This window comes from Chryseobacterium sp. Leaf394, from assembly GCF_001424105.1.
Classification (GTDB): domain Bacteria; phylum Bacteroidota; class Bacteroidia; order Flavobacteriales; family Weeksellaceae; genus Chryseobacterium.
The window spans coordinates 191,145-213,295 of the sequence record NZ_LMQH01000010.1; the positions used below are offsets into that span (position 1 = coordinate 191,145).

The following is a 22,151-nucleotide window of genomic DNA, read 5'->3' on the forward strand; positions in this document are numbered from 1 at the left end:
ATATTTGTCAAAAATTATTTAATTGAAGCCATTATCAAATAAAGGTTTACACATTCTTCTAACTTTGGAAACAGAGTTAGAAGATTTGTTATTAGACAGTGTGCAGTTTCTGGAATATATAACCAATATTTTAGAAAGTAAAGAAGTGGAAATTGTGGGTGTCACGAATCATAATTTTGAAAACCAAAGCTTTACCTCCGCAGTCTGTCTGAAAGAGTCTCACCTCTGCATTCATACCTGGCCGGAGTTTAAGCAGCTTACTTTTGATGTTTTTCTTTGTAATTATACACAGGACAATACAGATAAAGTCGAGCAGATTGCTGACGGCGTCATCAGGTATTTTGGTGCTGAAATTTTACAGGAACACAAGATTTACAGATAAAAAGATGCATTACATTTGTCCCTCTTGTAATACAGAAAATAAATCAGAGCTTACTTTCAATATCACAGAATATATTTGTAAGTCCTGCAGTAAACTTATTGATGTAAACAGAAATTCATCTCAAAAAGTTGTCAAAAAACCAACCGAAAACGTTGTTTTGGAAGTCGGTCAGAAAGGTGTGATCGAACATGTTGAATACACCGTCATCGCAATTATCGTCAGAAAATACGGTTCAGATATTTTCTGGAGAGAATATTTCCTCAAAGATTACAAAAATAACGATGCTTTTCTCAGCGAAAGTGATGGTCACTGGATTTTTTTGAAGTCGGTTCATTCTGAAGATGTAAAAAAGGAACAGAATGACAGAATAGCTGTTTTGAATACAAAAAATTACCGTTGGTACGAAACTACGCCGTGTTCAATAGATTCTGCAACCGGTTTTTTCGAAGACAAACTGAGTTTTAAATTGGCAAAATACAAAGAATACGTCAACGGAACCGAAATAATTTCTCAGGAACAGTCTGGAAATACGAACCACTATTTTTTTGGAAAACATATTTCTAAATTTACCGTTAAAAAATCTTTCGGAATTTCTCAAATGCCCAATTATTCGGGAATAGGGATTGTTCAGCCTTATTATTTCGATATTAAACAGATGATCAATATTTTTGGAATTGCCGCAATTTTAATTTGTCTTTTACAGTTTTATGTATATACCTCAAGAACGAATAATACGGTTTTTCAGGAAGCTATAAAATTTGAAGAGGTAAAAAACAAGGAGATGATTTCCAAAAGTTTTACACTTTCCGGCGGGGCTGCTCCATTGAGGATTGAGTCGCATTCGGACGTAGATAATTCATGGGCAAATTTTCAGTTGAGTCTGGTCAATGAGCAAACGAATGAGATCACGTATGCTTCAAAAGATATTGAAGAATATCATGGTTATGAAGACGGAGAAAGCTGGAGCGAAGGAAAAAAGTCTGCAGATTTTAATATTTGTGGAGTAACATCCGGGAAATATCATTTTGCTGTTTCTGCCGAAAAAGATGGTTCTGTAATCACTCCTTTGGATCATTTAAGATCTCCGGATTCCCGTGTAGAAATATCCAGAGATAAAACGGGATTAGTGACTGTTACCGAAACAGCTTTAGGAAATATTACAACTTTCAGCGATGGAAAAGCTTTAGAGAAAGACACTTCGGCCGTTTCAAAATTGGCAAGGGAATCTTTCGGCCATCAGAAACTGGATTCTTTAATTAATGCCGAGGCGGTTAATTTATCTACAACTCCCATCAATAATTCAGTTACTGTAAAAGCAATCTGGCTCCCGGTTTCTTTTTGGAATTTTATCATTATTATAATTACAATGATCATCATTTTCAGTATCATTTACTGGGGAAGATATCTTTTCAATGTTTCTAAATGGAAGAACAGTTCCAATTCACCATATCCTCAAAGTTCATAAATCATGGAAAACATTATTAATTATATCAGGAAGCATTTTATCATTCTTCTTTTGGGGAGCTTTTTTCTGGGGCTATTCGCCTACCTGACGTATGATGGAAACCAACTGTGCGACTGCGAAAAAACAGAAAAGTACCGGGACGGAACAACAAGAACTCACAGAACAGGCAGAGCACACGGATTTTACAGATATTATCACAAATAAAAAATAAAACATCATGGAAAACATAAACTTTTTACCAGTAATCAATTCAGTAATTTATTCATTTTTAGGAATTGCTATTCTGTTGGTCTGTTACGTTATCATCGAAAAACTGACTCCCGAAAAAACGTGGCATGAGATTGCACAGAACAAAAATGTAGCGTTAGCAATTATTTTCGGTTCGTTTATTATCGGGATTTCTATCATCATCGGTTCGGCGGTTCATGGATAAAAAAAGACTGTCTTTAGAACTTCTTTTACTGTCTTCAGTATTCGTAATTGCCACCTGCGGGTTGATCTACGAATTGGTTGCGGGAGCATTGGCTAGCTATCTTTTGGGAGATTCTGTGAAGCAGTTTTCTTTCATTATCGGCGTCTATCTTTTTTCGATGGGAGTGGGTTCTTATCTGGCGAAATTCATCAAAGGAAGTTTAATAGATAAATTCATAGAAATTGAAATTCTGGTCGGAATTGTCGGTGGAATAAGCTCTGTCGTTCTGTTTCTGTTATTCAATACAATTGGAAATTTTGAATGGGCCTTATATACTTTTGTTTTTTCAACGGGATGTTTAGTTGGGCTTGAAATCCCTTTGCTGATGAACATTCTGAAAGATAAAGTTCAGTTTAAAGATTTAGTTTCAAATGTTTTTGCCTTCGATTATGTAGGAGCTTTACTGGCATCCATTTTATTTCCGTTGATTTTGATTCCGAACCTTGGAATTATTAAAACACCTCTTTTCTTCGGGTTAATTAATATTTCGATTGCGATATTTTTATGTTTTTACTTGAAAAAAGACTTAAAAAATCCTTTTTCGCTTAAAATAAAATCTATCGGAGCTTTCCTCTTGCTTTTGGTATTATTCATTTTTTCAGACAGAATTTTATCGTTTTCTGAAGAGAAATTATATGGTGAAAATGTAGTTTATACCAACAATTCGCCTTATCAGAGAATTGTTTTAACGAGAAATGATAAAGAGTTCAGATTATATTTAAACAACAATCTTCAGTTTTCTTCCACCGACGAATACCGTTATCACGAAGCTTTGGTTCATCCGGCAATGTCAATGGCGAAGAAAATTGATCATGTTTTAATTCTTGGTGGAGGTGACGGTTTTGCGGTTCGTGAAGTTTTAAAATATAAGGACGTTAAAAATATCACGCTCGTAGATTTAGACGGTGAAATGACGGATTTCTTTAAAACCAATGAAACAATGCGCCAACTCAATCAGAGCTCATTGTCTGATAAAAAAGTGAAAGTCATCAATAAAGATGCGTATATCTGGATTAAAGAAAACAAGGCAAAATTTGATGTCATTATTATTGATTTTCCCGATCCGTCCAATTACAGTTTAGGGAAACTTTATTCATTACAGTTTTATCATGAGCTTGAAAAAGCAGCAACTGCAGATACAAAAATTGTGGTTCAGACCACTTCACCTTACTTTGCGCCGAAATCTTTTTGGTGCATAGAAAAAACGGTGAATCAGATTTTTCCTTTTACAAACGCTTATCACACTTATGTTCCGTCTTTTGGAGAATGGGGATTTTCCATGGCATCTTTTGAACCGATAAATAACAAGATTTACAGAAAGATTCCTAATCTTAAATTTTATGACTACAACTTTCCGCAGATGTCTTATTTCACAAAAGATATGAAAGCAGATTCTGTGGAAGTCAACCGTTTGGATAATCAAATTTTAGTACGCTATTTTGATGAAGAGTGGGGCAAAATACAGTAGAAAAGATTTCCTCAGAACCATCGTTTTAGGCAGCCTTTTTCTTCCTTTTCTGCAATATTGCGGTAAGAAGGGCAAATCTTTTTTGCTTAAAATTACAGGAACCAATCATGTTCTCGGTCACAGGCTCTGGGCCAAAGATTTTCCTGAGGTTTCGGAAGAAATTCATACTAAATATCTGATTGTCGGTGGAGGAATTTCTGGTCTTTCGGCCTGTCGGTTTTTAAATCAGAATAAAGAAAGCAACTATCTTCTTTTGGAAATGGAAAATCATCTCGGTGGAAACTCTTCCGGCGGACAGAATAAGTTTTCAAAATTTCCTATGGGAGCGCATTATTTGCCTTTACCCAATAGAGAAAATACAGAAATTATCGACTTCCTGAAAGAATGTAAAATATGTTTGGGAGAAGATGAAACAGGCGAGCCTATTTTAGACGAATATCAAATGACTTTTCCGCAGCAGGAAAGGTTGTTTTATAAAAATTCGTGGCAAAATGATCTCGTTCCTCAAAAAGGAATCTCCACTGATGTCCAGGATGAACTGAAGCGGTTTTTTGCATTGATGAATGAATTTCGTTTGAAAAAAGATCAACAGAATAAATATTGGTTTGCCATTCCTGTTGAGGATTCGGGTAGGGAAGAAGAGGTTTTAAAACTTGAAAAAATCGTTTTTAAGGATTGGCTGAGTCGAAATGATTTTAAATCTGAAGAACTGCTCTGGGTTCTGGATTATTCCTGCAGAGATGATTACGGATTAGGTATTGAATACGTTTCGGCATGGTCCGGAATTCACTATTTCGCCGGAAGAAAAAATAACTGGAGCAAAAAATATAAAGATCAGATTTTTACCTGGCCTGAAGGAAATGCAAGATTGGTTACCCATTTTTCAAAACACGTTGAGGGCAAAAAAATGACTCAGAATTTAGTTTTTGATGTTCAGTTAAAAGAGAATCACGTTGAGGTTCTAAGTTTCGATACTGTTCAGAATAAAACAAAAAAGATTATTGCCGAAAAAGTTCTTTTTGCAACACCTCAGTTCGTCAACGGCAGAATTTTTAAAAATAGAAATACGGAATCTTTCAGTTATGTTCCATGGCTTTTAACCACCATCACGCTGAAAAATGATTTTGGCGGAGATGAAGAATTAGCCTGGGATAATGTGATTTACGGTTCTGAAGGGTTAGGATACATTTACGATCAGCATCAGAATATTGGTCAGATTACGGGCGAAAAAGTCATCACCTATTATAAAAGTTTTTCTTCGGACGATTGCAGAAAAGCAAGGAAGAAACTGTATTCTATGAAAGAAGAACAGCTCCGGAATATGGTTTTGGAAGATTTAAAAAAAGCACATCCTTTAATCGAAGAATATATTGTAGAAATACAGTTTCACAAAATCGGTCATGCGATGATTGCTCCAGTTCCGAATCAGATTTTTGGTAGAGAAACCGAAAAAGCAAAAATGTCTATTGACAACAGGATTTTCTTTGCACATTCAGATTTATCAGGAATTTCAATTTTTGAGGAAGCCTTTTATCAGGGAATCAGAACTGCAAAAGAAATGTTGTGATTTTGATCAATAGAAACTTTTTTTAACCATTCGATAACATACAATGAAACAGCCTTGGATACATAATGCGAAAACAGACGGTTGGTTCATTCTGTCACCACCATTTATTATTTTACTGGTTATTTTCGTTTTTCAGAAACAGATTCAGGGACTGGAAAATCATTATTCATTTTACACATGGCTTTTTCTGATTGTTTTTGTGGATGTTGCACACGTCTATTCAACATTGTTTAAAACGTATTTCGTAAAAGCAGAAATTCAAAAAAGAAAACTTCTATACTACGGTATTCCTCTGCTGAGCTGGATTTTAGGATTAATATTATACCAGTTGGGAAGTCTTACTTTCTGGTCGGTTCTGGCGTTGATTGCTGTTTTTCATTTCATCAGACAGCAGTATGGTTTCATGAGAATTTATGCCCGATCTGAAAGAAATAACTGGAGCAAAAAAACAGATGAAGTAGCCATCTATTCAGCGACAGTTTTCCCGATGCTGTACTGGTTTAAAACAGAAAGAGATTTCAATTGGTTTGTTAAAAATGAATTTCAGTGGTTTGAGAATATACCCGATTATGTTCCTCTCCTCAGGATTTTATATTTCATTATCCTTTCAGTCTGGATATTTAAAACTGTTATTGAAATCAGTGAAACCAAACAAATTAATCTCCCTAAAAATGCTTTGATTATTGGGACTTATCTGTCCTGGTACTTTGGAATTGTTTACTTTAATAATGATGTGGTTTTTACACTTCTGAATGTTATTTCGCACGGAATTCCTTATGTTGCATTAGTCTACATCAGAGAAATTAAGCAGAAAGAACCGACTCAGTTAAATCATTTATCGGTTTTTAAATCTACTTTTGGAGTTTTACTTTTCATCGCTGTCATTTTCACATTCGCCTTTTTCGAAGAGTTCCTTTGGGAGATTTTAGTTTGGCGTGAACATTTATCCTGGGATTTTAAGCTTTCCGAATTTTGGTTTCAATTGTTAATTCCTTTACTGGTTGTTCCTCAGCTTACCCATTATTTATTAGATGGTTTTATTTGGCGTAAACCTAAAAATGGTTAGTTTGACATCACTTTATATTAAATCATATCTAAGATGACTGACTACACAAAGAATTCGTACCGCAACTGTTGGATTTTTTTAAAAAATAAATTCGTAATGAAATTTTAAAAATCTTCAATGTTTAATTGTATGATTCTGATTATGAATAGCTTGTGTAATGTGTTTAAGTTGTAATTGCTTGGTGGACTGCAAATAAAATTGCGAAACCTTTGTAATCCTTTACTGAAGCAAGTTTCGGGTCATTGTGGAAAACTTTTCCGTGTGCAATTCAAAGAAAAAAGCTTTAGCTATTTCAAAAATAAATATAGTAGAGTACCTTTACAAAACAATAAATCCAAGAATATGCAGGTCTTATTCAAGTTGCATGTCCTTGGATTAATATTGATCCAGTTTAACATTAAAATTTGCAGCGATGAACAAGCTAAAATTTCTAGTTAAACTTTTGAAACCAATAGTCGAATTAACAAAGCTTGCAACAGAGTTAATAAAACTAATTTTTTAGGTTTTTTTTAAGTTATCCACCTCAAGTTTGGGGTGGTTTTCTTTTGTCAAATTTAGAATATTTTGTAATACTACACCGTAAAATGTGGAAAACTTTTTTATTAATTTAACAAACCTTTTGTTGTAAACGGTTTACAGAGTTTTTAAACAAAATCAACTAGCTCACAGATGATTTCGTAATATTATTTTTCAACAAAATATTAAAATTTTACACCTCTTTACCAATCCACCGCTTCGTGCTCACCTCAAATTTTGAATTTCTCTCCCTACTTTTAGCTATATATCACGATTATTTTCTCATCTTGAGACTTAACCCAAAATGTTTAATTAAATTTGTCTTCAAGAAATTATTCCAATGCAAAAACACATTTTTTTATTAGCGGTTCTGTTAGGCTTTTACATTCAGGCCCAGCAGAAAACCTTCTGTAACCCCATCAACATCGATTATGGTTATACACCTTTTGAAGTTTTTTCAAAACAGGGGAAACACCGCGCAACAGCCGATCCGGTGATCGTTAATTTTCAGAAAAAACTGTTTCTTTTTTCAACCAATCAGGAAGGCTACTGGCACAGCGACAATATGCTCCACTGGAAATTTGTCAAAAGAAAATTCCTCAGAGACAACAAATATACCCACGATCTGAACGCTCCCGCAGTCTGGGCAATGAAAGATACTCTATACGTTTACGGCTCAACCTGGGAATCTGATTTCCCAATCTGGAAATCTACCAATCCTACAGTAGACGACTGGAAAATTGCGGTGGATACGCTGAAAGTTGGCGCATGGGATCCTGCTTTTCATTATGACGAAGATAAAAACAAACTCTATCTCTACTGGGGCTCAAGCAACGAATGGCCGCTTTTGGGAACTGAGGTGAAGGTTAAAAATTTACAGTCCGAAGGTTTTGTAAAACCGATTTTAAGACTGAAACCTGAAGATCACGGTTGGGAAAGATTCGGGGAATACAATGACAATGTTTTCCTTCAGCCCTTTGTGGAAGGAGCTTGGGTGACGAAGTATAAAGACAAATATTATATGCAGTACGGTGCTCCGGCAACGGAATTCAGTGGATATTCTGACGGTGTTTATGTTTCAAAAAATCCTTTGGAAGGATATGAATACCAACAGCACAATCCGTTTTCCTACAAGCCCGGCGGTTTTGCGAGAGGGGCAGGGCACGGAGCTACTTTTGAAGATAATTTTAAAAACTGGTGGCACATTTCAACGATTTTTATTTCCACTAAAAATAATTTTGAAAGACGTTTAGGGATTTGGCCTGCAGGTTTCGACAAGGATGATGTGATGTACACGAATACCGCTTACGGCGATTATCCGACTTTACTTCCGCAGTTCGCTCAGGGCAAGGATTTCTCAAAAGGATTGTTCACCAATTGGATGTTGCTGAATTACAATAAACCCGTTCAGGTTTCTTCAACTTTAGGTGGTTATCATTCAAATAATGCGGTGGATGAAGATATTAAAACGTACTGGAGTGCAAAAACAGGAAATTCTGGTGAATGGTTTCAGACGGATTTAGGTGAGGTTTCTACCATTAATGCCATTCAGGTTAATTATGCTGATCAGGATGTAGAATTTATGGGAAAAACCGAAGGCAAAATGCATCAGTATAAAATCTACGGTTCAAACGACGGTAAAAAATGGAAAGTAATTGTCGATAAAAGCAAAAATACCAAAGACGTTCCTCACGATTATATCGAACTTGAAAAACCTGCCTCAGCAAGATATTTAAAAATGGAAAACCTGAAGATGCCGACAGGAAAATTCGCTTTGAGCGGTTTCAGAGTCTTCGGAAAAGGAACGGGAGCAAAGCCTGCAAAAGTTCAGAATTTTGTACCATTAAGAGCTGATGCAAAAAAATATGGTGAAAGAAGAAGCATTTGGATGAAGTGGCAACAGAATTTAGAAGCTGACGGTTATGTTATTTACTGGGGGAAATCTCCTGATAAATTGTACGGAAGCATTATGGTTTACGGAAAAAATGAATATTTCTTTACCGGAGCCGATAGGGTTGATTCTTATTATTTCCAGATCGAAGCGTTCAATGCGAATGGAATTTCTGAGAGAACGGAAGTGGTGAAGTCGGAATGATTTTTATGACAGTCAAAAACAAGTTAGTCATTCCGTAGAATCTAAGCAGAATTTTAAATTGCTGTGAATCCTGCAGAATAGAAAAAAAATAGATAAACGCCTTGAAATTTTCAGGGCGTTTTCTATTGAATCTGCTTCAGAAAAGCATCAGTTTTTTCAAGGACAAAAGGAGAGACTTTATCTTTATCCCAGTCCAGATGTCCACCGGGAAATTCGTAAGATGCATTCAGAACATTGTTTTTATGTAAAGCTGAATCTAAAATTTTTTTCTGCGAAAGTGGAATCACCAGATCATTATTTCCATAGAAAGAAATAGTGGGTGGAGATTTTTCGGTAATCCATTCAACAGGGCTGGCAAATTTCTCTTTGCTGAGATTATTTTGCACAAATGAAGGATCAACGAGTCTATTTTCCACGAATGAATAATCGGAATAATTTTTAAAATTGGGATCAGATAAATCTGAAGGACCCACAATATTTACCACAGCTTTTATCCTTTCTGCTTTGTCAAAACGATAAGAATACAGCATAGACAAGTGTCCGCCTGCACTGTTTCCGAGGAGAATAAATTTAGTTTTTACCGGAACGATTCCTGCCAGATAATCAATCACCTTTCTGATGTCTTCGGTCTGATTGGGAAGTCCATACTGTGTTTGGTCAGCAAGCCGGTAGTTCATATTTGCGAAAGCAGAATGTGGGAATTTTTTCATCATCTGTGTTGTGAAATAGGTAAGATCAGATTTCTTTCCCGCTTTCCATCCGCCACCGTGAATCACAATAAACACTGTTTTTACTGAATCCCGTTTTTCAGGAATATACAGATCCATTTTCTGTTCAGCATCGTCACCATAGGAAATGTTGATCTGTTGCTCAAATGAAATGCCTTTTTCAAACTTAATTATTTTTTCAGTACATGAGAAAAGAGTGATGGCAAGTAATAGAAGTACAGCAAATTTATTCATTCCTCTAAATTAAAAAAACGATGAGCTATTGAAGTGTATAATTCTAAAATTGTTGATGGATTTTACGATTTAACTTTATTAAAATTAAAATTAATGATTCACATTTTATTTCGGACAACAAAAAAGCCTGCCATTTCCGGCAAGCCTGTAACAATAATAATTGAAATATGAAGTAATGAAATTTTATCTCGTTCTGCTCTTTATGGCATCTGAAGCACCTTCGATATCTCTCACTTTTTTCACTTTTTGGTTTCCAAAGTTGTACGTGATGCTGAGCGTTCCGCCTCTTCTGAACTGGTCGTTTTTTACATAATTGTAATTTCCATTATCCTGAAAATCTTCAATCTCAACAATATTGGTTCTGAGAACATCGGTTACATTTAAGGCAAAAGTCCAGTCGTTCCAGTTTTTCTTGAGGCTCAGATCTAAACTCATCAGATCTTTCAGCATTCCCAGTTCAATCTGCTGTTTGTCTACGTAGAAATAATTTACGCCGAGAAACCATGTTTTCTTTTTGTCTAAAGCCAGCGTATTGTTGGTTTGGATGATAAGGCTTGAAGATTTGTTTTTATTGATGTAGGTGTCAAAAACAATTCCTGTGGTAGGATCTGTACTTAACATTCCGTCGTTGATGTTATGCTGTATTCCGATATTGAAATTGGTTGTCAAAGCCTTTTTGAAAAACGTTTTCTGCATTCCGATCATTGCAGACATTTCCTGTTTGTCGCCGAAGTTGGTTCTGATATACGCCAGCTGACGGTAGGTTTTCCCGTCCCTTTCAATATTTCTTTGCAAAGGAACCTGAGTGATCACATCTTTGAAAAGAGAATGATTTAAAATCAAAAAATAGGAATTTTTGAACATGTAAGTAAGCTCCTGATTATACGTCGTTGAGGCTTTCACGAAGGGATTATTTTGCGTGTAGTTGTCTTCGGTAAGAATGTTTTTCACAGGATTCAGCTCCCAGAAACTAGGTCTTCTCATTCGGCTCGAAAACGAGTAGGAGATGTTATTTTTGTCATTAATGGCGTAGTTAAAACTCAGGTAGGGAAGCAGATTATTGTAATCTCTTTCAAAAACCTGCATCGGCTTTTCGGGAATTTCAGATGTGCCCATACTTTTGGTAATTTCATATCTCGCACCGATTTTTCCTGAAAATTTATCTGAAAACTTTTTCTCGGCAGTAAGATAGAACCCATAGATGTTTTCATCATAAATAAAGTGGTTCAGGTCGGGTCTCAGATTGTCGAAATTTCCCGCTGTATCATAAAAATAGAAGAAGTTTTTGGTGTCGTTATCAGTCTTGGTCCTGTTAAAATTACCGCCGACGGAAATAGTGAGATCTTTTTTAAACTTCTGAATATAATCGGCCATCGCTGAAAAATTATTGATGACCTGGGGAATATCCTGCAAAACCTGTTGTCTGAGCTGAGAAAAATTTCCGTCTGCAGCAGGCACAAGCGTTCGGTTATCCGAATTCTGGAATCTTCTGAAATTGAGGTAGGCAGCATTCAGATTAAGTTTACTTCCCAGTGAATCCGTTTTAAGCTCATAATTCAGGTTTACAGAATTATTGTAGTTTCTGGCATTTTCAAGATTATCAGATTTATTAAACTTGGTTTCGAGAAGCGTTCCGTTATTATCAAATGTTCTCAGGGTGTTGAGAAGATTTACAGAAGAACCGTAGCTTTTGGTGGCATTGGTATTCCAGGACAGTGCGAGGTTGCTTTTCTCATTAAGCTGATAGTCGAAATTGAGATAGCCACCGATGTACTGATTGGGATCATCTACTGTCCCCACCGATTCATTCTGAAGAATTGACGTTCCGTTTTTCAAAACATATTCCTGCGCCTGAATATTGTCGCCTCCATAAAGATTGGCGCTGATTCCCAGTTTATCTTTTCTGTAATTTGCGGAAAAACTTGCCGAGCTTGCGTTGTATTTGTTCTGAGAGTTAGACATTCTCATGTTTCCGTTCAGGCCGTCGCTCATTTTCTTTTTCAGAACAATGTTGATGATTCCGTCTGAGGATTCTACCTGAAATTCACTTCCCGGCATGGTGATCACTTCAATTTTCTGGATATTTTCAGCAGGTGTGTTTTTCAGAAACTGGGCCAGAGACTCTGCATCCATATTCGATTTTCTGCCGTTGATGTAAATTAATGCATTGTTTTTACCGGCAATTTTAAGGGTCTTATCATCAGTCGTGGAAAGGAGAGGAGTCTGTCTTAAAAGGTCAAAGGTAGTATTTCCTTTGGCAACCGGCGATGCGGCGACGTCGTACACAAAACGGTCAGACTGTTTTTTGAAAACCTGTTTGGTGATAACAACGGCTTCAATATCTTTTGTTTTTGCCGAGTCTGTTTTTTTCTGTTGAGCCATGCTGAGCCCTGAAAAAAAGATGGCTGCGATTAATAGTGAGGTTTTCATAATGGGGTAGGTTAGGTTATAGGTATTGGTTATTATTTTACATTGCAAAGATATATAATAAATTTAGTATTATGCAATACAAAGTAGTTGATTAAAATTTTTTAAAGATTTAAACAATTGACAGTCAGTGCAAAAAAAAATATTGCGGTGATCTATCTTTATAAAGATTAGACAACCGCAACATCAATTTTGTTACAACTGGACCGAAAATATTTAAAAAAATGTAATTATTCCCTGTCGAATCTTGCCAGCTTCTTGTCAATCCAGATGGTGGCAAAAGGAAAAAATGCTGAGATCAGTGCAAAAACACTGTCTTCATCGTCCCAGTCAAATATTTTCCGGATAGATGGTAGAAATACAAGGTATAAAGTAAAAAATAAACCATGAATACTTCCAATGGTGCTGATGTAAATAATCGCCAGAATATTCTCCGGTTCGGTACGGATCCAGATCATTGCTGAAAAGAGGAAAAACCATGAAATGGCTTCTGCCAGACAGATTTGTTTAAACCATTTTATTACCTTTTCCTTGGGATATTTTGAAAATAGATTTTCGAGAAAATTCATTTTTTATTGTTTTCTGATTGTAAGATTTTTGTCAGTGTCTGCTGATAATTTTTATCATAGTTAAGGTCTTTTCCTTCTTCATCTTCACCATCCTGTAGAATATATCCAAAATCATAAATGGAACTGCCTTTGATTTTATAAAATTTTGTCCAGTTTCTTCCAGACAGAACATAGCAATCGATGAGGTTATATTTCTTAATGTAATTTGGATTTTTAATTTGATTGAAACCTCTAATCTTCTGAAGTTTCTGATTTTTAATATCAAAAATAAACAGATGATACGTTAAATTACTTCGGGCATCTGAAGTGTTTTCAACTAAAATATCTTTAATTCTGTCACCATTAAAGTCTATAAATTCAATGTTTTTACTTTTACTGAATAGCTTTTCCTGATGAATAACTGTTTTTTTGCCATTGTTCAATTTCGAGAATGAAAAAACAGCATTTGTTTTATCATCATCTGTAACGGTCTGCTTTGGATTAAATTCCAGAGAAACTGAATATCCTTTTTTATCATAAACCGAATCGCATTTTACAGTCAATATTTTTGTCTGACCAAAAAAAGTGTCACTGAAAAATAAGAGAAATAAAAGCAGTGAAAATTTCATACCTGAAAAAGATTTAATTTTAAGTATCCATCATCCATCATCCATCACTTGTAAAAACTACTTCCATCCAGATACTCAAAAACCTCCGGCGGAAGCATCGGTCTCACACTTTTCCCAGCTTTGATCATATTTCTGATTTCGGTAGCTGAAAGTTCAATCACGGGTGCTTCAATCATCGAAATGTTTTCGTGCTGAAGGTATTCTGAATCTTTTTTCTCACCTTCAAATACTCTTGGATAAACGATGATGTGATGATTTTTAATTAAAACATCAGAATTTTTCCACTTATGAAGTCCGTTGAGGTTGTCTTCGCCCATAATTAAACTGAAAGAATAATCAGGATGCTTTTCTTTAAGATAAGTTAATGTATCAATCGTATAACTGGGGGTTGGCAGAGAAAATTCGACATTCGAGGCACGCATTTTCGGGTAATTTTTTATTGCCATTTCTACCATATCAAGACGGTTATGATCTTTCAGAAGGGATTTTTTTTCTTTGAAAGGATTCTGCGGACTCACCACAAACCAAAGCTCATCCATATCCGAATTTTCCAGAATGTAATTTGCCAGAATCAAATGCCCGATGTGAATGGGATTAAAGGAACCGAAAAAGAGACCGATTTTTTTCAAGGTTGAGGTTAAGGTAAAGGTTAAGGTTGCGTTTTGTTTAAGAAATTGGTTATTTTATTCAGTTCGTGAATCACTTCTTCAATTAATTTTTTGATTTTCTGATATTCGGATTCCTGAAAATATTTTACTCTTACGCCATAAATTAAATGACTTTTAGTCTCAAATGCAGAACCTCGGGAAATATCATAAAATCGGCTTTTATCTTTGCTGGTTCTCCTTCCAAATCCTTCAGCAATATTCGCCGAGATACTTTCTGCAGATCTTCTTAACTGCGAAGTTAAAGCATAATCTTCTTTTCGTGGTAGATTTTCAGTTAGATTAAAGCATTCTTCAGCAATGTCCATCGCTTTCTGCCACACCGGCATTTCAGTAAAATCGTTAATCATTTGTATATTTTTTAAGTTTTTCTAAAATCTACAATTTTCCACAACTCACCTCAACCTAAGCCTCAACCTTAACCTCAATCTTCATGAAACTTCACATCCCTGATATTTAAATAATGCGTCACATTTCCTTTCCAGTGATTTTCTTCAAGCGTAAAAGCTATATCGAAATTTTTAGTTCGGAAATCATCTGCATGTTGACCAAGTTTAAAGCCTACACATTCTATATTTCTGCCTGTAGATTCCTGTCTGATGTAAAATTTCAGGTGGCTGTTGTCTTTTCCCATTGTTTTGACGTAGCCGGCGATTTTCTGATTTTTTAAAACCAGATTCGGCTTCATATTGTGAGGGCCAAATGGAGCCAGCTTTCTGTGGAAGTTGATAAATTCACGGTTGATCTCGTCAATTTCCATTACAGAATCTATTGTGATAGAAGGCTCTTTCTGATGTTCCTGTATTTTTTCTGCTACCGTCTGTTCAAATTTAATTTTAAATTCTTCAAACCTGTCTTTCTCCATAGAAAGTCCTGCTGCGGCGTGGTGTCCTCCAAATTTGAGGAAATATTCAGAGCAGATGTCCAGCGCTTCGTGAACGTCAAAATCAGATACAGATCTTGCGGAAGCGACCATTTCGCCATTATTTCCGTCTGTGAAAACCAAAGTCGGTTTATAATAGGTTTCAATAAGTCTTGAAGCTACAATTCCGATCACGCCTTTGTTCCATTCCGGATGGTAAACGATGGTGGTGTATTTTGTTTCCTGCTGGGATTCTATGATCTGTTTCAGAGCAGATTCAGTAGAATGCATATCGAGTTCACGTCTCTCATCATTCAGATTCATAATATCTGAAACAATCTGATGGGCGTGCTTGAGGTTATCTGATACCATAAGCTCTACAGCAGCTTTTCCCTGAGAAATCCTTCCTGCAGCATTTATTTTCGGAGCAATTTCAAAAACAATATTCGAAATTTCAAAATGTGATAATTTTTCTTCGGGAATTAAAAGTCTTAAACCCATATTTCGGGTTTTTCTCAGAACTTTTAAACCCTGTTTTGCCAGAACTCTGTTTTCACCGTTCATTGCAACAATATCTGCAGCGATAGAAATAGCTAAAAGGTCGGTCAGTTCAAACAGTTCCGCTTCCGGAATTTTGTAAATTGTATTTAATCCCTGACACAATTTAAACCCAACACCACATCCTGAAAGTTCTTTGTAAGGATAACGGCAATCTGCTCTTTTAGGATCCAAAACAGCAACAGCATTCGGAATTTCGTCGCCCGGCAAGTGGTGGTCACAGATAATGAAATCGATATTTTTGCCTGAGGCATAATCAATCATATCCAAAGCCTTAATTCCGCAGTCTAAAGCGATAATTAAGGAAAAACCATTTTCTTTGGCGAAATCGATTCCTTCAGTTGAAATGCCGTAGCCTTCAGAATTTCTGTCGGGAATATAGTAATCAAGATAGCTTTTGTGAACAATTTTTCTGAGATAAAGGTACATTAGTGCAACGGCTGTAGTTCCGTCGACATCATAATCGCCATAGACCATTATTTTTTCTCCATTTTCTATTGCAGTGGCAATTCTCTCGACAGCTTTCTGCATATCTGCCATCAGAAAAGGATTGTGAATGTCGTTGAGGTTAGGCTTAAAAAACTCTCTCGCCTTCTGATAGTTGTCAATTCCTCTCATAACGAGGATTTTAGATTCAAAAGTTCCGAAACCAAGCGACGAGCTCAATCCGTCTACAACTTCTTCATCGGGTTCGGGTTTAAAAATCCATTTATGACTCATTTCACAAAAATAGGGAAAATTATTAGCTTTCAAAAATGAAAAGAAATATTGTTCAGGTTTTTTGAAATGCTTATCTTGGCTGTAGAAAAATTAACATTAAAATGAAAAAAATTACTTTATCGCTGGCCATTCTGGCTGCAGTAGGATCAGTCAATGCACAGAAAATCAATTTAGGAAAAGCGGCTGGAGTTGTCTCTAAAGGTGCTCAGGCACTGACTTTTTCCAACGCCGATGCCATCAGATTATCCAAAGAATCGGTTGACTACATGGATAAAAACAATCCGGTTGCAGGCCCGAAAGATCCTTACACGGTGAGATTAAACAAGCTCTTCGCAAAACACAAATCTCAGGATGGCTTAAACCTGAATTACAAGGTTTATAAAGTCGCTGATATCAACGCCTTTGCCTGCGCAGACGGAAGCGTACGTGTTTTTTCGTCGCTGATGGATATCATGACGGATGATGAATTATTGGCTGTAATCGGTCACGAAATTGGTCACGTTAAAAATGAAGATACCAAAGATGCCATGAAATCAGCATATCTGAAAGCTGCTGCAATGGATGCGGCCTCTTCGGCTTCCAATGCAGTTGCGACATTGAGTGAAAGTCAGGTTGGGAAAATGGCCAATGCATTTCTTGATGCTTCACACAGTAAAAAACAGGAAAATCAGGCTGATGATTACTCATACGACTTCATGAAATCTAATAAATACAATGTTGTAGGAGCTTATACGGCATTCAAAAAACTGGCTTTGCTTTCAGTAGGCGGTACGGCTCAGTCTAAATTTCAGAAAATGTTTAATTCTCATCCCGACAGCAACAAAAGAGCTGAAGCTATAAAGAAAAAAGCAGAGAAAGACGGTTTATGGAAAGATCCCGGAACAGTTTCTATTCCGACAACAAAACTTACAAAATAAACAAAAACCGGTCTGCATGCAGACCGGTTTTTTATTTGGATTTCACAAGAACCAGATATTCCCATGGCTTCATTTTAAGCGGAGTCTGATCGTTTAAATTATACACTTTTCCGGAAAAAAGTTCTACATATTTTCCTTTATAATACTTCGTGTCGAGATTTACAGGAACATCCTCTCCTGAAAAGTTGAAAATGGGTAAAACCGCATCGCCAGAGCTTTCGCGGTAGAAAGAAATAATCTTATCCTGCTTACTATTTACTACACGAATCATTTCGCCACCCAATTTACCATTCCACAGTGCACGATTTTCATGTTTTAATTTAAATAATTTCTGATACATCCCGAAATACGGACTTTCCTTCCAGACAATTGGGTCTTTTTCAAAAAAGTTTAAACTCCGGTCTAAGCCGGCTTCCTGTCCGTTGTAAACGAGCGGCATTCCATTGATCACGGCTGCGAAAACCATTGAAGTTTCCAGACCTGCCCCAAAGTTTTTCTGTGGCGTTCCGTTCCAGGAATTCATATCGTGATTTTCTACAAACGTCATTCTGTAAGCATCTCTTGGGAAAGTATTGACGTCGTGCGCCAGATATTCCACAAGATTTCCAATTCCTTTATTTCTTGTTGTTGCGTCTTTCATTTTCTCAAAGAGACTCCACGAATATTCCATGTCAAACGCATTTTTTAATAAATCCCGCGATTCCCATTCGCCCAGCATAAAAACAGGTTTTATAGCATCCAGTTGTTTTCTTGCCTCATCCCAGAAATCTACCGGAATAAATCCTGCAGTATCTGCCCGGTAACCGTCAATATTGGCTTCCGTCACCCAGAATTTCAGAGATTCCGTCATGTATTCCCGAAGTTTAGGATTCTCATAATCAAAATCAATTACATCATCCCAGTCATACCATGGTGTGGGCTGAAAATTTCCTTCTCTGGTTTTCGTATACCAGTCGGGATGCTCTTTTGATAAAGGATTATCCCACGCAGAATGGTTTCCGACCCAGTCGATAATAATGTACATTCCCATCGAGTGAATTTTATCAACCAGTCTTTTAAAATCCTGCATATCTCCAAATTCCGGATTTACTCCACGGAAATCTTTCACAGAATAATAGCTTCCCAAACTGCCTTTTCTTTTTTCCACGCCTATCGGATGAATCGGCATTAGCCAGATGATATCAATTCCAAGTTTTTGTATTCTCGGCAGATCTTTTTCAAAGGCTTTAAAGGTTCCTTCTTTGGAATACTGTCTGATATTGACTTCGTAAATGGTTGCGTTTTTCGACCATTCAGGATGTTGAAGTTCTACATAAGGCTTCGAAACATATCTCAAATCCTGTTTCTGAGAAAATAAACTGATAAAAAGCATCAGCAGGAGTAAAGAAAAATATTTTTGTGTCATTTCTGGATAATTTTGGAAATCTAAGTTAAATAAAAAAAGCCTTCAAAACTGAATTTGAAGACTTTTCTGTATTGAATACGATTCTCAGATTAAGAATACATTTTTTCTCTTAATTCTTTAATCTTTTTATCAGCAAGATATTCGTCGTAAGTTGTTTCTCTGTCGATGATTCCTTTTGGAGTCAGTTCGATGATTCTGTTACAGACTGTCTGAAGCATTTCGTGGTCATGAGATGAAAGCAACAGATTACCTTTAAAGTTTGATAAAGAGTTGTTTAATGTTGTAATACTTTCAAGATCCAAGTGGTTTGTAGGTTCATCAAGAAGCAAAACATTCGCCTTCTGAAGCATCATTCTGCTGAACATACATCTCATCTTTTCACCTCCTGAAAGTACTTTACAGGATTTCAACGCTTCATCACCAGAGAAAAGCATTCTTCCCAAGAATCCTCTCATGAATTCTTCGTGACGCTCCTCATCATTTTTAGTGAACTGTCTCAACCAGTCAACCAGGTTAATGTCTTCCTGGAAGAAATCTGTATTATCTAAAGGCATGTGAGATTGGTTTGTAGTAACTCCCCAGGCAACAGTTCCTTTGTCAGGCTGGTTATTTCCTGCTAATATTTCAAAAAATTCTGTGATAGCCAAAGAGTTTTTAGAAATCACAGCTACTTTATCTCCTTTTTTAAGGTTAAGGTCGATATTTGAAAATAGTAGTTCGCCGTCTTTTGTTTTTTCTAAACCTTTGATATCTAAAATCTGATCTCCGACCTCTCTTTCCATTTCGAAAATAATGGCAGGATATCTTCTTGAAGATGGTTTAATATCATCGATGTTCAGTTTATCGATCATTTTCTTTCTTGCAGTAGCCTGTTTAGCTTTCGCAACGTTTGAACTGAATCTTGCGATGAAATCCTGAAGTTCTTTCTTCTTTTCTTCCGCTTTTTTATTAGCCTGAGCTCTCTGTCTTGTAGCTAACTGAGAAGCCTGATACCAGAAAGAGTAGTTACCTGTGTAAAGATTCAATTTAGCATAATCTAAATCGCCGATGTGTGTACAGACTGTGTCGAGGAAGTGACGGTCGTGAGATACTACAATTACTGTGTTTTCATAATCTGCAAGGAAATCTTCCAGCCATGCGATAGTGTCGATATCAAGGTCATTGGTAGGTTCATCAAGAATCAATACGTCAGGATTTCCGAAAAGGGCCTGAGCCAACAGAACTTTTACTTTGTCTTTGTTCTCAAGCTCACTCATCATCTGCCAGTGCATGTCATCTTTGATGCCAACGTTTGAAAGCATGGTCTGTGCATCAGATTCTGAGTTCCAACCGCCCATTTCGTCGTAAACAACACCGAGTTCCCCAGCTTTGATTCCGTCTTCGTCTGAGAAGTCTTCCTTTGCATAAAGGGCGTCCATCTCTTCTTTTATCTCGAATAATTTTTTGTTTCCTCTTAAAACTGCCTCAAGAACGTTATATTGATCGTAAGCAAAGTGATCCTGCTCAAGAACAGACATCCTTTTGCCTGGCTCCAGTGATACGTGTCCTGTAGTAGGATCCTGTTTTCCGGTTAATATTTTTAGAAACGTAGATTTTCCTGCGCCATTTGCTCCAATGATTCCGTAGCAGTTACCTTTCGTAAACATGATGTTCACTTCGTCGAAAAGTACTCTCTTTCCGAATTGTAAAGATAAGTTAGATACTGTTAACATATAAGTTTGTAAATTTGGGCACAAAAATACAAAAAGAATTTCGGTATTTTCTTATATAATAGTATACAAGTTGGGCAAGTGCATCAAATTTGTATAGTCAACTGAAAAATTTGAAGAATGAAAATTGAAAAGACAGTCAATATATTAAACAGAAAGGCAAGATTCGAGTACGAAATCCTTGATGAACTTGAAGCCGGAATGGTCCTCACGGGAACTGAAATCAAGTCACTGCGTTCGTCAAAAGCTTCTATTACAGAATCTTTCTGTCAGTTTATCGGTGGTGAATTGTATATCATTAATATGATGATCGATGAATACAAGTTGGGAACCTTCTATAATCATAAAACAAAAAGGGAACGGAAATTGCTGTTGCACAAAAAAGAATTGGCAAAGCTTGAAAAAAAGCTCAAAGATGCAGGAAATACGATAGTGCCTTTGAAGCTTTACATCAATGACAGAGGCAGAGCTAAAGTAAAGATTGCTTTGGCAAGAGGTAAAAAACTCTTTGATAAAAGAGAGTCTATTAAGGATAGAGAAAACAAAAGAAACCTCGACAGAATATTAAAGAAAAGTTAAAAATCATACTCAAAACTTTGTTTATAAAGAAAAATTATATTTATTTTGCAATATCAATTATTTAATCATTTAATTCTATGAAAAATCTAAAATTAGGAATTTCAGCATTGGCACTTACTGTTGCCTCTACTGTTTTCGCCCAGACTACCAACAATCCGTGGTTGATCGGAGTTGGTGCTCATGCGGAAAACCATACCGCACAGCGTGGTAACTTCAGTAACACGCTATCTGCTTCTAATGTAGGAAAGAATATGTTCAACATGAACAATTTCTCAGTAACACCACCACTATCTAAACTTACTGTTGCGAGAAACATCGGTAAAGGTTTGGTAATCGACTGGCAGACAACGGTTGGTAATGTTGAAAACAAAAGATTCAACATGGGTAAAGAATTCATGTTGATGACAGGTCTTGGTTTCCAGGCTAAAGCAGCAGGTCTTCTTTGGGATGAAGAATCTTGGTTTGACCCTTACTTGAGAGTAGGAGCTAACTACCTTAGACATGACTACACATCTTTAACTTTCCCAAGACAGTCGTTCATTAACGGTAACCCTGCTGAGGTAATCAATAACGGTGAAAACGGTAATGAAACTGGAAAAGCGAACCATTTCATGGTTGCTGGGGGTGCAGGTGTTAACTTCTGGGTTACCAAAAACTTCGGTTTAGGAGTACAGGGTGATTATGTAGCTTCTCCAGGTGATAAATCTACTGTAGCAAACTTCTGGCAAGCTTCTGCTTCATTGAACTTCAGATTCGGTAACAGAGACAGAGATAAAGATGGTATCTTAGACAAAGACGATTTGTGTCCGGATACACCAGGTTTACCAGAATTCCAGGGATGTCCTGATACTGACGGTGACGGTGTTCCAGATAAAGACGATCAGTGTCCAGATGTTGCTGGTCCAGTTGAAAACGGAGGTTGTCCTTGGCCAGATACTGACGGTGACGGTGTAATCGACAAAGATGATGCTTGTCCTTCAGTTGCAGGTCCTGCAGAAAACAACGGTTGTCCTTGGCCAGATCAGGATAACGACGGTATCCTAGATAAAGATGATGCTTGTCCTACGGTTCCAGGTCTTCCAGAATACAACGGATGTCCTAAGCCAGTTGATCAAACTATTATTGAGATTGAGAAAGAG

General features: G+C 36.6%; 20 protein-coding genes. 11 read left to right on the top strand and 9 right to left on the bottom strand.

Going from position 1 to position 22,151, the window contains the following annotated elements; translation table 11 throughout:
- Positions 1-22: 22 nt before the first annotated feature.
- The 8 genes from ASG21_RS03685 (at position 23) to ASG21_RS03715 (ending at position 9,031) form a co-directional block, all read left to right on the top strand.
- Positions 23-382: an S-adenosylmethionine decarboxylase gene (locus ASG21_RS03685; protein ID WP_056076045.1), complete on the top strand. Its 360-nt coding sequence runs from the start codon at positions 23-25 to the stop codon at positions 380-382.
- A gap of 4 nt (positions 383-386) precedes the next feature.
- Positions 387-1,847: a DUF4178 domain-containing protein gene (locus ASG21_RS03690; RefSeq protein ID WP_056076048.1), complete on the top strand. Its 1,461-nt coding sequence runs from the start codon at positions 387-389 to the stop codon at positions 1,845-1,847.
- Positions 1,848-1,850: 3 nt separating this feature from the next.
- Positions 1,851-2,051 carry a hypothetical protein gene (locus tag ASG21_RS19840; protein ID WP_241773448.1) on the top strand — a complete coding sequence of 67 codons (201 nt, stop codon included), beginning with the start codon at positions 1,851-1,853 and terminating at the stop codon, positions 2,049-2,051.
- 13 nt (positions 2,052-2,064) lie between these two features.
- Positions 2,065-2,280, top strand: a complete 216-nt coding sequence (locus ASG21_RS03695; protein WP_056076051.1) for a DUF350 domain-containing protein — start codon at positions 2,065-2,067, stop codon at positions 2,278-2,280.
- On the top strand, positions 2,273-3,787 hold the full coding sequence (locus tag ASG21_RS03700) for a polyamine aminopropyltransferase (protein WP_056076054.1): 1,515 nt from the start codon (positions 2,273-2,275) through the stop codon (positions 3,785-3,787). The genes ASG21_RS03695 and ASG21_RS03700 overlap by 8 nt, the downstream gene beginning before the upstream one ends.
- Entirely contained in the window at positions 3,762-5,354 is a 1,593-nt protein-coding gene (locus ASG21_RS03705; protein WP_056076057.1) for an NAD(P)/FAD-dependent oxidoreductase, read from the top strand. The genes ASG21_RS03700 and ASG21_RS03705 overlap by 26 nt, the downstream gene beginning before the upstream one ends.
- Before the next feature lie 43 nt (positions 5,355-5,397).
- Positions 5,398-6,420: a hypothetical protein gene (locus ASG21_RS03710; protein ID WP_056076060.1), complete on the top strand. Its 1,023-nt coding sequence runs from the start codon at positions 5,398-5,400 to the stop codon at positions 6,418-6,420.
- 856 nt (positions 6,421-7,276) lie between these two features.
- Positions 7,277-9,031, top strand: coding sequence for a discoidin domain-containing protein (locus ASG21_RS03715; RefSeq protein WP_056076063.1), 1,755 nt, complete (start codon positions 7,277-7,279; stop codon positions 9,029-9,031).
- A gap of 122 nt (positions 9,032-9,153) precedes the next feature.
- Here the strand turns inward: ASG21_RS03715 and ASG21_RS03720 are convergent, their stop codons facing one another.
- The 7 genes from ASG21_RS03720 to recJ all read right to left on the bottom strand — a co-directional run bounded on the left by ASG21_RS03720 (position 9,154) and on the right by recJ (position 16,402).
- The gene (locus ASG21_RS03720; RefSeq protein ID WP_056076064.1) at positions 9,154-9,993 is read right to left on the bottom strand and encodes an alpha/beta hydrolase; all 840 of its coding nucleotides are present in this window, start codon (positions 9,991-9,993) and stop codon (positions 9,154-9,156) included.
- 183 nt (positions 9,994-10,176) lie between these two features.
- A complete protein-coding gene (locus ASG21_RS03725; protein ID WP_056076067.1) occupies positions 10,177-12,423 on the bottom strand; it encodes a TonB-dependent receptor in 2,247 nt (748 codons plus the stop codon).
- Between the two features lie 227 nt (positions 12,424-12,650).
- Entirely contained in the window at positions 12,651-12,989 is a 339-nt protein-coding gene (locus ASG21_RS03730) for a DUF3817 domain-containing protein (RefSeq protein ID WP_056076070.1), read from the bottom strand.
- Positions 12,986-13,597, bottom strand: coding sequence for a hypothetical protein (locus ASG21_RS03735; protein ID WP_056076073.1), 612 nt, complete (start codon positions 13,595-13,597; stop codon positions 12,986-12,988). Before ASG21_RS03735 ends, ASG21_RS03730 begins: the two co-directional genes overlap by 4 nt.
- A gap of 44 nt (positions 13,598-13,641) precedes the next feature.
- Complete coding sequence (gene nadD / locus ASG21_RS03740) at positions 13,642-14,226, bottom strand: nicotinate (nicotinamide) nucleotide adenylyltransferase (RefSeq protein ID WP_056076075.1); 585 nt, start codon at positions 14,224-14,226, stop codon at positions 13,642-13,644.
- A gap of 20 nt (positions 14,227-14,246) precedes the next feature.
- Positions 14,247-14,612: a four helix bundle protein gene (locus ASG21_RS03745; protein ID WP_056076078.1), complete on the bottom strand. Its 366-nt coding sequence runs from the start codon at positions 14,610-14,612 to the stop codon at positions 14,247-14,249.
- 74 nt (positions 14,613-14,686) lie between these two features.
- Positions 14,687-16,402, bottom strand: a complete 1,716-nt coding sequence (recJ, locus tag ASG21_RS03750) for a single-stranded-DNA-specific exonuclease RecJ (protein ID WP_056076080.1) — start codon at positions 16,400-16,402, stop codon at positions 14,687-14,689.
- A gap of 101 nt (positions 16,403-16,503) precedes the next feature.
- Between recJ and ASG21_RS03755 the strand changes: the two genes are divergently transcribed.
- Positions 16,504-17,319: a M48 family metalloprotease gene (locus tag ASG21_RS03755; RefSeq protein WP_056076083.1), complete on the top strand. Its 816-nt coding sequence runs from the start codon at positions 16,504-16,506 to the stop codon at positions 17,317-17,319.
- Between the two features lie 31 nt (positions 17,320-17,350).
- On the opposite strand, the gene ASG21_RS03760 is transcribed toward ASG21_RS03755, so the two are convergent.
- Positions 17,351-18,724, bottom strand: coding sequence for an alpha-amylase family glycosyl hydrolase (locus tag ASG21_RS03760; protein ID WP_082482343.1), 1,374 nt, complete (start codon positions 18,722-18,724; stop codon positions 17,351-17,353).
- 89 nt (positions 18,725-18,813) lie between these two features.
- The gene (locus ASG21_RS03765; protein WP_056076086.1) at positions 18,814-20,436 is read right to left on the bottom strand and encodes an ATP-binding cassette domain-containing protein; all 1,623 of its coding nucleotides are present in this window, start codon (positions 20,434-20,436) and stop codon (positions 18,814-18,816) included.
- Positions 20,437-20,553: 117 nt separating this feature from the next.
- Here ASG21_RS03765 and smpB point away from each other — a divergent pair, with 117 nt between their 5' ends.
- Together smpB and ASG21_RS03775 are read left to right on the top strand one after the other, a co-directional pair.
- A complete protein-coding gene (gene smpB / locus ASG21_RS03770; protein WP_056076090.1) occupies positions 20,554-21,012 on the top strand; it encodes an SsrA-binding protein SmpB in 459 nt (152 codons plus the stop codon).
- Positions 21,013-21,089: 77 nt separating this feature from the next.
- On the top strand, positions 21,090-22,151 hold a 1,062-nt coding region (locus tag ASG21_RS03775), incomplete at its 3' end, for a thrombospondin type 3 repeat-containing protein (protein WP_082482344.1).

Excerpts from the sequence above, each read along its gene's own strand:
- ASG21_RS03690 (WP_056076048.1), top strand. The coding sequence starts at position 387 with ATGCATTACATTTGTCCCTCTTGTAATACAGAAAATAAATCAGAGCTT.
- ASG21_RS19840 (WP_241773448.1), top strand. The coding sequence starts at position 1,851 with ATGGAAAACATTATTAATTATATCAGGAAGCATTTTATCATTCTTCTT.
- ASG21_RS03695 (WP_056076051.1), top strand. The coding sequence starts at position 2,065 with ATGGAAAACATAAACTTTTTACCAGTAATCAATTCAGTAATTTATTCA.
- ASG21_RS03700 (WP_056076054.1), top strand. The coding sequence starts at position 2,273 with ATGGATAAAAAAAGACTGTCTTTAGAACTTCTTTTACTGTCTTCAGTA.
- ASG21_RS03705 (WP_056076057.1), top strand. The coding sequence starts at position 3,762 with ATGAAGAGTGGGGCAAAATACAGTAGAAAAGATTTCCTCAGAACCATC.
- ASG21_RS03710 (WP_056076060.1), top strand. The coding sequence starts at position 5,398 with ATGAAACAGCCTTGGATACATAATGCGAAAACAGACGGTTGGTTCATT.
- ASG21_RS03715 (WP_056076063.1), top strand. The coding sequence starts at position 7,277 with ATGCAAAAACACATTTTTTTATTAGCGGTTCTGTTAGGCTTTTACATT.
- ASG21_RS03720 (WP_056076064.1), bottom strand. The coding sequence starts at position 9,993 with ATGAATAAATTTGCTGTACTTCTATTACTTGCCATCACTCTTTTCTCA.
- ASG21_RS03725 (WP_056076067.1), bottom strand. The coding sequence starts at position 12,423 with ATGAAAACCTCACTATTAATCGCAGCCATCTTTTTTTCAGGGCTCAGC.
- ASG21_RS03730 (WP_056076070.1), bottom strand. The coding sequence starts at position 12,989 with ATGAATTTTCTCGAAAATCTATTTTCAAAATATCCCAAGGAAAAGGTA.
- ASG21_RS03735 (WP_056076073.1), bottom strand. The coding sequence starts at position 13,597 with ATGAAATTTTCACTGCTTTTATTTCTCTTATTTTTCAGTGACACTTTT.
- ASG21_RS03745 (WP_056076078.1), bottom strand. The coding sequence starts at position 14,612 with ATGATTAACGATTTTACTGAAATGCCGGTGTGGCAGAAAGCGATGGAC.
- recJ (WP_056076080.1), bottom strand. The coding sequence starts at position 16,402 with ATGAGTCATAAATGGATTTTTAAACCCGAACCCGATGAAGAAGTTGTA.
- ASG21_RS03755 (WP_056076083.1), top strand. The coding sequence starts at position 16,504 with ATGAAAAAAATTACTTTATCGCTGGCCATTCTGGCTGCAGTAGGATCA.
- ASG21_RS03760 (WP_082482343.1), bottom strand. The coding sequence starts at position 18,724 with ATGACACAAAAATATTTTTCTTTACTCCTGCTGATGCTTTTTATCAGT.
- ASG21_RS03765 (WP_056076086.1), bottom strand. The coding sequence starts at position 20,436 with ATGTTAACAGTATCTAACTTATCTTTACAATTCGGAAAGAGAGTACTT.
- smpB (WP_056076090.1), top strand. The coding sequence starts at position 20,554 with ATGAAAATTGAAAAGACAGTCAATATATTAAACAGAAAGGCAAGATTC.